This window comes from Ureibacillus sp. MALMAid1270, assembly GCF_049202975.1.
In the GTDB taxonomy this organism is placed as follows: domain Bacteria; phylum Bacillota; class Bacilli; order Bacillales_A; family Planococcaceae; genus Ureibacillus.
Genome location: NZ_JBMIRP010000025.1, coordinates 1 through 11987 on the forward strand (window position 1 = coordinate 1; position 11987 = coordinate 11987).

Sequence of the window (11987 nt, forward strand, 5' to 3'; positions counted from 1 at the left end):
CTTTTTTCCCTTCGCCCTCAAAAACAAGGCGCAACCTTTTCGGAATGTTTGTCAAGAGCGATTGTCCTCTCGTTCGGAGAATGATTTCCGCCCTGAACTATTGTGATTTTCAGTTTTTCATAGAAGTTTTGACACTACCTAATATCTCTATTTTATACCAAAATTTAAATTTACAATAATGTTATGTGATTTTATTGAAGAATCAGTTATTTATCATGGAACAGTTGTGCTATACTTTAACTATAGAATAAGAAAGGTAGGGATTTTACGTTTTGGCTTTATTACAGAATACACCTTTATTATTAGCACTATTCTCGATTCTGTTCGCACAATTTATTAAAGTTCCAATTAATTTTGTACTCACCAAAAAAGTGAATTGGTCCTTAATGACATCAACTGGCGGTATGCCTAGTTCTCATTCAGCTGCTGTAACAAGTCTTGCAACTGCAGTTGGGTTTGAAACAGGCTTAAGCTCCCCTACCTTTGCAATAGCCGCCATGTTAGCTGGTATTGTTATGTACGATGCGAGTGGCGTTCGTTATCAAGCTGGACAACATGCTGCAGCACTAAACCAAATTCGAGATGACCTTTATGTATTTTTTAGAGAGATATCGAGATGGCCAGATAAATCAGATGAGGAAAAACACGAAGAACTGAAAACATTGTTAGGTCATAAGCCTAGTGAAGTATTATCAGGTGCGGTTACAGGGATTTTGATTGCAATCATTTATTACAATTTAATAGGATAAAAAAAAGTGCCATCGGAAAGCCGATTGCACTTTTTTTCTTGAAGTTTATTTTTGTTTTTGGGGACGAGTAAAGCTAGTCCGCAATCGGGATTGGGCTAAGAAAATTAATGAAGTTAGAACATTCGATAGCCGCTTTTACGTAAGAATATCATGACAATTCCTGCCACGATTGCCCCTGCAAATCCTCCGACTAATATCGCAATATCAACAACTTGCAAAGATAGAATTTTATCCCATAATGCTGGGAAAGCAGATCCTGCATCAAATATGTAATCTAAGAAACTAACTTCATCGATAATGAAGATAACTACGATTGGATATACGATCGCCATTAACCAAGTCATGCGTAGTAGCATATTTAGTAAAAATCCAATTCCAAAGAACATTACAAAAAATAGTACAATAGAAATAATTAACTGTACGATAGAAACCTGACTCATAAGTATGTATACCTCCGATTTTCTCTTCAACTAGTGTAACCGATATATTGAGTGCTTTCAAATAGAAAAGTAGTTAATAATTTGTCTATTAGTTTGTTGAAACGATACTATTGTGACAAGCAGCTCGTCTCTCAAGAACACTTTTCCTGTTTTTCTTGTGATTTTGTCCTTGAGACCGCTTCTCATGGACACTCTTTCTGTTTTTTCTTGTGATTTTGTCCTTGAGGCAGCTTCTCATGGACACTTTTTTCTTTTTTCTCTTGATTTTGTCCTTGAGACCGCTTCTCATGGACACTTTTTCTGTTTTTCTCATGATTTTGTCCTTGAGACTGCTTCTCATGGACACTTTTCCCGTTTTTCTCGTGATTTTGTTCTTGAGACTGCTTCTCATGGACACTTTTCCTGTTTTCCTCCTAATTTTGTCCTTGAGACCGCTTCTAACGAAAAAAAGCCAGCGCCCAACAACGTGAGCACCAGCCTCAGTTTCATAAAACTTACTACCCTATTAAACTGCCCCGACTGCCTTACCATTGACAAATCTAGGACTATTCCATAATTCAATCCATTTTCTCACAGCTGTTACGACAATCACTAAGCCAAGAATCAACATAATGACTGATAGTATACCGTTTAAGATTGAATATCCGCCTGCTGCACTATTCCAGTACACATTCATGATCATCCAAACACCGGCAACGTTTACAGTGATATATAGATAGATTAATGGAATAATACATGTCAGTACGTAGATACGTTTAGAAGCCATTTTTAGAATAACAGTAGCCCCTAAAACTAAACCAATTGAAGCCATTAACTGGTTAGATACTCCAAATAATGCCCAGATTGGTCCAATTTCTCCTGAGTATAGTAGGTAACCCCACATTAAACACGCTACTGCACTTGCGAAAATGTTTCCTGGTAACCAATCAGTACGTTTCAAAGGCTTATATGCATCGCCCAGGAAATCTTGGATTAGATAACGAGCTACACGAGTACCAGCATCAATCGCAGTTAGGATAAATACCGCTTCAAACATAATGACGAATTGGTAGAAGAATGAGGCCATTCCTGAAAACCATGGTATACCGATAAAGATTTGAGTCATCCCAACAGCAAGTGAAACGGCCCCACCTGTACGTCCTTCTAAATCCATTCCAATTGTTTGAGATAAAGAAGCTAGATTTGTAGGTTCCATACCTAGCGTTGCATACACGGCAGGTGATGCATTAATTGCAAAGTAATCACCAGGAAGTAATGAAGTTGCAGCAACTAAAGCCATAACCCCTACTAAACTCTCAACTAACATTGCACCAAATCCAACGACACGAATATCTTCCCAACGATTTAACATTTTCGGAGTTGTACCAGAACCGATAAATGCATGGAATCCTGAGATGGCACCACAAGCAATCGTGATGGATACAAACGGCCATACAGGTCCTGCAATAATAGGTCCACCACCGTTAACGAATTCAGTTACAGCTGGGAATTGAATAACAGGGTTAACAATAAATACCCCAATGATTAAAGCAATGAATACACCAATTTTCATAAAGCTGCTTAAATAATCCCTTGGTGCCAATAAGAACCAAACGGGAAGTGCAGCTGCAAAGAATGCATAAGCCGGTAAAATAATTGCTAAAGTTTGGCGATCAAATGTTAAAAAGTCGCCTAATGCTGTCCCTTGAATCATTGGTCCAACAAATACACCAATTAATAATAAAATAAATCCGACTGCCGACGTTACCAATAAATTTCCTGTTTTCTTATAAGCAATTCCGACAAGCATCGCAATAGGAATTGTAATGGCTACAGCAAAAGTTCCCCATGGGTTACGCTCTAAAGCTCCAAGAACAACCATGGAAAGACCAGCCATCGTGATTGTAATGATAAATAACATTGCTAGTCCAGTACAGAAACCTGCAACTGGGCCTAACTCTTCCTTCATTACTTCTGAAAGCGATTTCCCTTTACGACGCATTGAAGCAAATAATACAACTGCATCGTGTACAGCACCACCAATTACTGCCCCAATTAATAACCATAAAAGTCCTGGTAAATAACCAAATTGAGCAGCTAGCACCGGACCTACTAATGGACCCGCAGCAGCAATCGCCGCAAAATGGTGACCAAAGGCAACCCACTTATTTGTGGGAACATAGTCTTTTCCATCGTTAAGTTCATGAGCAGGTGTTAATTCTTTTTCGTTTAAACGTAAAACTTTCTTAGTAAAGAAATACCCATATAAACGATACCCAATAATAAGTACACAAATGGCACCTATTACAATAGATAGTGCGTTCATAGCAAACCCCCAATTGATTTCATAATTAGACATTCGACTATAAAACAACAACAACAATATCAAAGTTAGCTCGAGCACTTTTCACTAACATATGACTCTATGAATATTTCTATTCACAAAGGATAAGTTAATATTTGTAAAATTTATTTAATAAATAATTATTTATTGAAAAATAGTTTATAGGTTGAATATTCAAATACATCGCCAGGGTTAATGTTTTCCTTTTTTAAAAGCTGATGATTTTTCAATTCATGACTTGCCATTTCCCTTAACATAACAGAGGCTTGCCCTCCATTAACTAACTCGTCAACGGTCAACCACTTCACTTCTGATATTTCTTGTTCTTGAATTGTAATCGTTTGGTGGTCATTAATCGGTTGGCAATAAAAAATGGCCATATTATCACTAATTTCTTGTCTAATGACACCTGTACGTAAACCAATTAAACCTGTCACAATACAATCAATACCTGTTTCTTCCTTTACTTCACGTACAACTGCCTCATCTGCAGTCTCACCAAATTTCACAAATCCTGCAGGTAATGACCATACCCCTTTTAATCCACTATAAGTCTTTTTTACAACAAGCCATTTTCCTTCTGAATTTATGACTACCCCAGCAACGCCAAGCCAAACTTTTCCGCGATCTTTCTTCATCCAAATCCCCCTCTGTCTAACACATCTTTTATCTATTATACATTTTACGAAAAGACATCAAACGAAAAAACTCATCCATCAAAGCAAATTACATGATTCAACGAATGAGAACATCATCAATATATTGTTTAAAGTGAATGAATTCGGAATTTGAGCACTACAAAAATGCCTCCTCAATTTGTGAAGTATACAACTCACAAATTGAGGAGACCTACTATTCAGGAACTAATATTAATTATTACTCACAAACCTCAGGCGTACCTTGAACCTTTGCTGTTCTAAATGAAGTTCCACAACCACATGATGCGATGGCGTTCGGATTATCGATTGTAAAACCGCCACCCATTAATGATTGTTTGTAATCAATTTTTGTACCCATTAAGATTGGTGCATCTTCACGGGTAACAAGAATTTTAATGCCGTGTTGTTCGTCTATGAAATCTTTTTCTTCATCAAGATTTTGGTCAAAATTCATACCATATGAAAGTCCACTACAACCTCCACCATGTACAAGAACACGTAAGAACGAACCTTCTTCCTCGTTATGCTTTTGCATTTCTTTAATACGGTATGAAGCTGCTTCTGTTAATTCAATTACTTTCTTTTCACTTGTCATCCCTGTCACCTTCCTTCTGCCTATTATTTATATGATATCAATTTTCTACGTATCAATTCAACATTACTGCTTTTCATCAATATAGGTATTTTGGTTTATCAAAATACTTTTGATTACTGTTATAATAGTCTTATAGATTGTAGTTTGAGGAGTATTTGTTATGGAAATTACACCGTTTTATGAAAAAGAAATTGAATGTATTCATTGTAAAAAGAAGTTTCCTTCATTTAAAGTACGTACAAAATTTATTAAGGTAGATCACACTGAAACTGATTTTCGTCCTATTTATAGTGACACAAATGTAAATGCCTTATTCTACAATGTGTTTGTTTGTAAACATTGTGGGTTTTCCTTTACGGAAGACTTCTCTAAATATTTTGCACCTGGTGTACGTGAAGAAATATTAGAACATATTTCAAAAAAGTGGGTTCCGCAGGATTTTAATGGAGAACGAACAATTTCACAAGCGCTACAAGCATATAAACTTGCTCTATATTGTGGAACAGTAAAGAAAGAAAAATTCGTTTCTCTTGCTGGGTTATCTTTACGCATTGCTTGGATGTATCGCTCTCTTGGCGATGAACTACAAGAAAATCGCTTTTTAAAAATGGCACGCGATTATTATATTGAGTCTTTTTCCGTTGAAGACTATGCTGGTACTCAAATGTCAGGTGTCCGAATCATGTATATGATTGCAGAACTTTCTCGTAGGCTCAATGATTTAGAAAATGCAACTCGCTTTTTCTCTAAAGTAATTGAAAAACAAAGTATTGGCGGAGAAGCAAAGCTCATTGATATGGCAAAAGAACAATGGCAACTCGTTCGTGAAGAACGTGAGAAGTTAAGACAAGAATCAAATTAATAGGATCCAAATGAGAAAAAGGCTATCTAATTGACTACATTAGACAGCCTTTCCCTATATAGTTGAATGATTAGAATACTTGTTCTACTTCTACAATACCAGGTACTTCTTCTAATAAAGCACGTTCAATACCTGCTTTTAAAGTGATTGTAGAACTTGGGCAGCTACCGCATGCACCTAAAAGACGTAAACGAACGATTCCATCTTCTACATCTACTAATTCACAGTCTCCACCATCGCGTAATAAGAATGGGCGTAATTTATCTAAAACTTCTTGCACTTGTTGTTTTTGTTCTAATTCTGTCATTTCCCTCGACTCCTTTCATTAAAATTATTATAATGTGAAGAAGTGAAAAAATCCAATATATAAGTTAGAAAGGTTGTTAGATTCTATATGAAAAATAATACCATAATAGAAGTATATGGAGCGGAAGTTATTTGTGCTAGTTGTGTCAATGCTCCATCTTCTAAAGATACATATGAATGGTTACAAGCAGCCATTGATCGAAAATATCCAAACCAACCTTATACAATCCGTTATATTGATATTGAACAACCACTAACAGATGATCGTGATAAAGAATGGGCAGAACGTATTCAAAATGATGAATTTTTCTACCCACTTGTGTTAATCAATAATGAAGTAATCGGTGAAGGCTATATTCAAATTAAACCTGTATTTAGTGCATTAGAGAATTTAGGATTTGTTCCTGTAGAATAATAGAGAAGAAGCAAAGTGCTTTTTCTCTTTCTTATATATCTACTTGACGTTTATAGAACCAAAGATATCCAGATTTCATTAGTCGTGCGATTCGACCTGTAACTGCCATATCCATAACTAATGCAAATCCATGCTTTTTACCTAAAGATCCTAAAGATCCTTTTAATTTTATTTCAGGCATATTTACTGGTAATGGTTCGTTATTATATTTACATTTTAAAGCTTTAACTGCGCGTTCAGCTTGTTCTTCAGCAAGTTGAGCACTTGGTGGTAGATCTGATGAAGCGCAATCTCCAATGACATATACGTTTTCGTCATTTACTAATTGGAAATATTGATTTACAATTGGTCGGCCTTTTGAATCTTTCTCTATACCTTCCATCTCTCTAACAACTTTTACTGGTTGAACACCTGCTGTCCATACTGCAGCATCAACATGAATGATTTGGTCGTGATTATATAATGCATTTTCTTCAACCTTCGTAATATTAGACTCAGCAATCACTTCTACATTATTTTTTTCAAACCATTCTTTTATATACTTACTTAATTTTTCTGGAAATTCTCGTAAAATACGGTGTGATCGGTCAAATAATTTTATGTTTAAATCTGCTCTACTTTCGCGTAGTTCACTTGCTAATTCAATTCCACTTAAACCAGCACCAATAATACCCACAGTTGAACCAGCTGGTAAACCACATAGCTTTTCAAAAGTATTACGAGATTTTGCAATGGTTTGAATACTATATGTATATTCTTGCGCTCCTGGTACTCCATGGTAATTATCTTCACAACCTAATCCGATCACTAGGTCATCATATTTGATTTCACGGTCTTGATCTAAATAAACGATTTTTTCATTCGTATCAATTTTAGTTATTTCACCATACACACTTTCAAGTCTTTGATGAACTGGGAAGTCCACACGCACTTCTCTATCTGTTGAAGTTCCTGCAGCCAATGCATAAAATTCTGTTTTCAGACTATGAAATGGTGTTCTGTCAATTAAAGTAATCATCGTGTCTTCCGGGAAGTTATTCGGTAATAGACGAAGTAACATTCGCATATTTCCATAACCTCCACCTAATAAAACTAAGTTCTTCATATAACTCTCCCTTTATATACGTGGTTCACAAATAATACACAATTGAGTATAGCTCATTGTGATACATTTCACAATATTTTTTGTGAAATGTATCACAAAATATTTTTATGCTTTTTTCTACTTATTAGATTGGAGAATTATTAGTTTTTTTATTAGAATTTTCTTAATTTTCTTAAGTTAAAACTGATAGATTGACGAAAATGAAAAAACAGAGTAGCATCAAGCCTGAGGTGAACTCCATTGAATCCACTAGTAGAATTTTGTATTAGTAATCTAGCAAACGGTGCACAAGAGACCTATGAAATACTTGAACGTGATCCGAATATCGATGTTCTTGAGTATGGCTGCCTTAGCCATTGTACAATATGTGACAGAACACTTTACGCTCTAGTTAACGGTGATGTCGTAGAAGCAGATACACCTGAAGAGTTAACGAAGAAGATTTATGAATATATAGAGGAAAATCCTCTTTTCTAATATTTATTGGTATTAGCTATATCAATGAAAAACGCGTACAAAGTAAATTGTACGCGCTTTTTTTATAATTGGATTTGATCTAAATCTTCAACACAATACGTAGGTTGTACCTCTTGCTTCAAAACCGTCTCCGTGTTCGTCACACCTGTATTCACATGAATCGTATCACACCCAAAGTGAACGCCACATAAAATGTCCGTATCGTAATTGTCTCCAATCATAACCATTTCATCTTTTGAGTATCCATACTCTTCTTGAATAACCTCTAGCATGACCGGTGATGGCTTACCAATAAATAAAGGCTCAACACCAGCTACATTTGCAACTAAATTAACAAAGGATCCATTCCCCGGTAGAAAACCATATTCACTAGGGAATTTAACATCTTTGTTTGTACCAATGAGTTTCGCACCATTTTGTACAGCTGCAGTTGCTTTAGCCAATTTCATATAATCTACAGTTTGGTCAATCCCCATTACTACAACATCTACTTCTAGCTCATCTGATACTTCTATTCCTTCTTCTTTAAATGCTGCTCTTAAACCATCTGACCCAATCATATGTACTTTTGCAGCTTGATAATTTTGAGATACATACTTGGCAGTTGTAATGGCACTTGAATAAATTCTAGAAGTATCTGTTTCAATACCAATGTTAGTTAAAGCTTGTTGCAATTGTGATGGAGTCTTTGAAGAATTGTTGGTAATAAAATAGTATTCTAATCCCTTTTCTTGCAAGCGATGAATAAATCGCACTGCGGAATCAATACCTTCTTTCCCTCTATAAACCGTCCCATCTAAATCAAAACAATAGGCTTTGAATAATTTCATTCTTGATTCTCCGGTAAAAATGCTGATACTGGTCCTAATTCATTTTCTAAGTAATTTAAGACATGGCCAGAGAACGTTTTTAAGACAGCTAGATTATCTTTTAATCCTTTTAATAGTTGTTCATTATCCACTTGAACGAAATCTCTTACAATCATCTTACGAAGTGCTACAACCTCTTTTATAGGCTGTTCCATCTCTTTTGTAATGACTTTTTCATCGACTAAAATATCGATTATATCATCATAGCTTCCTGGGTCTCTCATGATAAAACCATCAATGATTAAGTTCCCTACATCCATTAATGATTCTACTGTATTATGCCCTATTCTTTGTAGTGCAAGTGTTGTAATATCATTGTCCAACCATTCGTTTGACTTTTCTAACAAGTTTAAGATTTCGTCTAAATGTTTTAATGTAATGATAATTTTATTGCGATCGACAAAGTACATGTCATGTTGCCCCCATTTCAATCAATTAAGTTGATAGTCGTTTCTTTTTTATAGTACCATATCTTTATGAATTGGGAGGAATAAAACAAAATGGAACGTTTTTTCTTATATGATGATACAGAGGATACCAAAACAAGATTCGTTAGTTTTACTGGGAAATTGATTCGATATGATCTAGCAATTGTTCAATCGAGAAGATTTTTTGGGAAAGTACTAGTATTGGATATGCAATCGAGTCGATTTGCCATTATCGGCCCTGACGACATAGATGAGCCAGGCTATTTAGAATATGTGTACAATAAAACAGAAGAAGAAGCAGAGGATTTACGAGAGTACTTAACGGAATTACTTTCTTAAACAAAAAGGACCAGCTCATAATGAGTTGGTCCTTTCAATTTAAATAAATTAAATTTGTTCTTGTTTTTCAATGTCATTGGTACTGTCTGTGTTTTCCTCATTTGTTGGTACATCAACTTGACGAGGTGCACGGCCTGTTTTTTTCAAGATAAAATAAGCACAGCCAAAATTACAGTATTCATACAAATAATCTTCAAACGAGCTAATTTTCGTATCAAATGTAGATTTTTGATTGCGGTCATCGAAAAAGCCTTTCAATCGTAATTGACCATAACCCCAATCACCAACAATATAATCATATTTAGCTAATACATCCGAGTAGCGTGCTATAAATACATCTTCTTGAAAACCATCACGGACATTTTCGATTAGTTCATATACATATCCCTCTGCGATGATCACCTAAACTCCCCCTTCACCGTACGCAAGCTAATTACCCTTCATATTGAAGCTGTCTATTTTTTGTCGCTTCATTAACTTGTTCGTCTGCATGATAACTACTACGTACTAAAGGACCAGCCTGACAGTGTTTAAATCCTTTTTCCATTGCAATTTTACGTAACTTACCAAATTCAATTGGTGAGTAATATTTTTTCACTGGTAAGTGTTTTTTAGTAGGTTGTAAATATTGACCAATTGTCATAATATCTACATCGTTTGCACGTAAATCATCCATTACTTCTAATATTTCATCCCAGGTTTCACCAAGACCAATCATTAATGATGATTTTGTTGGAATATCTGGTTGCATTTCTTTCGCACGACGTAAAAATTCTAGAGAACGGTCATATTTAGCACGAGCACGAACTCTTGGAGTAAGACGACGAACTGTTTCGATATTATGGTTTAAAATATCTGGCTTCGCATCCATTACCATTTGCAAATTCTCTTCTACGCCACCTAAATCTGAAGGTAATACCTCTACAGATGTTTGAGGGGATTTTCGGCGAATTGCTCGAATTGTTTCAGCAAGAATGCCAGCTCCACCATCTTTTAAATCATCACGAGCTACCATTGTAATAACAACGTGTTTTAAATTCATAATTTCAACAGAATCCGCCACTCGTTCTGGTTCAGCAGTATCTAATTCGTTTGGTAAACCTGTTTTTACCGCGCAGAAGCGGCAAGCACGAGTACAAACAGCACCAAGAATCATCATTGTTGCCGTTCTACGTTCGCCCCAACATTCATGGATATTTGGGCAACGAGCCTCTTCACATACTGTATGAAGATTTTTTTCACGCATTAATTTTTTTAAACCTTTATATTCATCATTTGTATTAAGTTTTATTTTCAACCATTCTGGTTTACGTAAAATTTCATCTTTATTCCCTAATGTCATTTATCATTCGCCCCCGTCATAGTGCATCCTTTGTTGTCAATTTAACATATTAATACCATTGTAACAATTAACTTAGTTCCATTGTACAATAAATGTCTTAATTATGAGCGAATTAATTTTATTCATTTTTTTCTAATGGAACTGGTACCTCTATAGAAGGCTGTGCTCCATCGCCTCCATTAGACCAAATATGTGGAACTGGACTTTGAACAAGACCGATTGCTACTGGAATGTATTGATTTACTGTTGCCGTTTTACTTGCAAACGGAACAATAATTTGAACGTTAACACTAATAGTAATTCCTACTTCTACTTTCGCATTGTTTATACCGAATTCGGTAATATCTGTAACGATATCACTACTTACATTACCGATAATATGAAAACGAATTGGTATTTTTGGCCCTAAGTTTCCTATTATAGGTAAATTAAGCGCTTGACCTAGAGGAACAAAAAATACAATTCCATCTCCAGCTTCCATACTACCTACGTCATATTGTACATTATCTAACTCTGGAAGGTGGCTCAAATCACCATTTTCAGCTTCTTGTAAGTTGAGTTTAACTAGACTTACAATTTCAGCTCTTTCTCGATTAATAATTTCTGTGTTAAATTTCGTAGTAACCATTTCATTTGAATTCGTTGGTACATTTTCAATGACCTCTGAAGCATTCATAATGTTTTTTGCACTTATTGCACGGGTTACAACGTGAGAAGCTATTTTATAGGTCTGTACTTCCGCGTATTCTAAGTAAGTAGGTAACAATCGATCATTTATATAAAATAAAAAAAATATAATACATGCGATAAGACTTAAAAGGAAAATTGCGATTCGATTTGAAGTTCCAGATTTGCGTTTATTATATTTCCATTTCCTCCCTCGAGAAAACATTGTATTAGGCCTACGAGAAAACAAAAATAATCTCCTCCTATTCTATAAATAGACTCTCGGCATTCGCCGAGCTTTGTGGTTCAAGGATTTTCCTCAAACCAATTTATTTCATCCCTCCTATTTTAGGTGGGATTTTTTAATGTTCATTTTTTTAAAACTGGAAATTAATTATCAAAATATTTTCAC

At 35.3% G+C, this 11987-nt stretch carries 16 protein-coding genes; 5 read left to right on the forward strand and 11 right to left on the reverse strand.

Annotation, left to right across the window (positions count from 1 at the left end; translation table 11 throughout):
- Nucleotides 1-272 precede the first annotated feature (272 nt).
- Nucleotides 273-749 (forward strand): divergent PAP2 family protein, encoded by a 477-nt coding sequence (locus tag ACOQFO_RS02260; protein WP_421688095.1) that lies wholly within the window; start codon nt 273-275, stop codon nt 747-749.
- 113 nt (nt 750-862) lie between these two features.
- Here the strand turns inward: ACOQFO_RS02260 and ACOQFO_RS02265 are convergent, their stop codons facing one another.
- The 4 genes from ACOQFO_RS02265 to ACOQFO_RS02280 all read right to left on the reverse strand — a co-directional run bounded on the left by ACOQFO_RS02265 (nt 863) and on the right by ACOQFO_RS02280 (nt 4766).
- Nucleotides 863-1189, reverse strand: a complete 327-nt coding sequence (locus ACOQFO_RS02265; protein WP_421688096.1) for a YuiB family protein — start codon at nt 1187-1189, stop codon at nt 863-865.
- A gap of 505 nt (nt 1190-1694) precedes the next feature.
- Nucleotides 1695-3494 (reverse strand): carbon starvation protein A, encoded by a 1800-nt coding sequence (locus ACOQFO_RS02270; RefSeq protein WP_421688097.1) that lies wholly within the window; start codon nt 3492-3494, stop codon nt 1695-1697.
- A 158-nt stretch (nt 3495-3652) separates the two neighbouring features.
- Nucleotides 3653-4150 carry an NUDIX domain-containing protein gene (locus ACOQFO_RS02275; RefSeq protein WP_421688098.1) on the reverse strand — a complete coding sequence of 166 codons (498 nt, stop codon included), beginning with the start codon at nt 4148-4150 and terminating at the stop codon, nt 3653-3655.
- 238 nt (nt 4151-4388) lie between these two features.
- Entirely contained in the window at nt 4389-4766 is a 378-nt protein-coding gene (locus tag ACOQFO_RS02280; protein ID WP_421688099.1) for a HesB/IscA family protein, read from the reverse strand.
- A 160-nt stretch (nt 4767-4926) separates the two neighbouring features.
- Here ACOQFO_RS02280 and ACOQFO_RS02285 point away from each other — a divergent pair, with 160 nt between their 5' ends.
- Nucleotides 4927-5628 (forward strand): DUF2225 domain-containing protein, encoded by a 702-nt coding sequence (locus tag ACOQFO_RS02285; RefSeq protein WP_421688100.1) that lies wholly within the window; start codon nt 4927-4929, stop codon nt 5626-5628.
- Between the two features lie 70 nt (nt 5629-5698).
- Here the strand turns inward: ACOQFO_RS02285 and ACOQFO_RS02290 are convergent, their stop codons facing one another.
- The gene (locus tag ACOQFO_RS02290; RefSeq protein WP_421688101.1) at nt 5699-5935 is read right to left on the reverse strand and encodes a NifU family protein; all 237 of its coding nucleotides are present in this window, start codon (nt 5933-5935) and stop codon (nt 5699-5701) included.
- An 87-nt stretch (nt 5936-6022) separates the two neighbouring features.
- Between ACOQFO_RS02290 and ACOQFO_RS02295 the strand changes: the two genes are divergently transcribed.
- Nucleotides 6023-6349, forward strand: coding sequence for a YuzD family protein (locus ACOQFO_RS02295; RefSeq protein WP_421688102.1), 327 nt, complete (start codon nt 6023-6025; stop codon nt 6347-6349).
- Nucleotides 6350-6380: 31 nt separating this feature from the next.
- Here the strand turns inward: ACOQFO_RS02295 and ACOQFO_RS02300 are convergent, their stop codons facing one another.
- Nucleotides 6381-7454 carry an NAD(P)/FAD-dependent oxidoreductase gene (locus ACOQFO_RS02300; protein WP_421688103.1) on the reverse strand — a complete coding sequence of 358 codons (1074 nt, stop codon included), beginning with the start codon at nt 7452-7454 and terminating at the stop codon, nt 6381-6383.
- A 240-nt stretch (nt 7455-7694) separates the two neighbouring features.
- On the opposite strand from ACOQFO_RS02300, the gene ACOQFO_RS02305 reads away from it, so the two are divergent.
- Complete coding sequence (locus tag ACOQFO_RS02305; RefSeq protein WP_421688104.1) at nt 7695-7931, forward strand: YuzB family protein; 237 nt, start codon at nt 7695-7697, stop codon at nt 7929-7931.
- A 62-nt stretch (nt 7932-7993) separates the two neighbouring features.
- Here the strand turns inward: ACOQFO_RS02305 and ACOQFO_RS02310 are convergent, their stop codons facing one another.
- Both ACOQFO_RS02310 and ACOQFO_RS02315 read right to left on the reverse strand, forming a co-directional pair.
- Complete coding sequence (locus ACOQFO_RS02310; RefSeq protein ID WP_421688105.1) at nt 7994-8761, reverse strand: TIGR01457 family HAD-type hydrolase; 768 nt, start codon at nt 8759-8761, stop codon at nt 7994-7996.
- Nucleotides 8758-9210, reverse strand: a complete 453-nt coding sequence (locus tag ACOQFO_RS02315) for a DUF86 domain-containing protein (RefSeq protein WP_421688106.1) — start codon at nt 9208-9210, stop codon at nt 8758-8760. The genes ACOQFO_RS02310 and ACOQFO_RS02315 overlap by 4 nt, the downstream gene beginning before the upstream one ends.
- A gap of 90 nt (nt 9211-9300) precedes the next feature.
- Between ACOQFO_RS02315 and ACOQFO_RS02320 the strand changes: the two genes are divergently transcribed.
- Complete coding sequence (locus ACOQFO_RS02320) at nt 9301-9567, forward strand: DUF3055 domain-containing protein (protein ID WP_421688107.1); 267 nt, start codon at nt 9301-9303, stop codon at nt 9565-9567.
- A gap of 48 nt (nt 9568-9615) precedes the next feature.
- Here the strand turns inward: ACOQFO_RS02320 and ACOQFO_RS02325 are convergent, their stop codons facing one another.
- The 3 genes from ACOQFO_RS02325 to yunB all read right to left on the reverse strand — a co-directional run bounded on the left by ACOQFO_RS02325 (nt 9616) and on the right by yunB (nt 11801).
- The gene (locus tag ACOQFO_RS02325) at nt 9616-9969 is read right to left on the reverse strand and encodes a YutD family protein (RefSeq protein ID WP_421688108.1); all 354 of its coding nucleotides are present in this window, start codon (nt 9967-9969) and stop codon (nt 9616-9618) included.
- A 31-nt stretch (nt 9970-10000) separates the two neighbouring features.
- A complete protein-coding gene (gene lipA / locus ACOQFO_RS02330; protein ID WP_421688109.1) occupies nt 10001-10909 on the reverse strand; it encodes a lipoyl synthase in 909 nt (302 codons plus the stop codon).
- A gap of 118 nt (nt 10910-11027) precedes the next feature.
- A complete protein-coding gene (gene yunB, locus ACOQFO_RS02335) occupies nt 11028-11801 on the reverse strand; it encodes a sporulation protein YunB (protein ID WP_421688110.1) in 774 nt (257 codons plus the stop codon).
- Nucleotides 11802-11987: the final 186 nt, after the last annotated feature.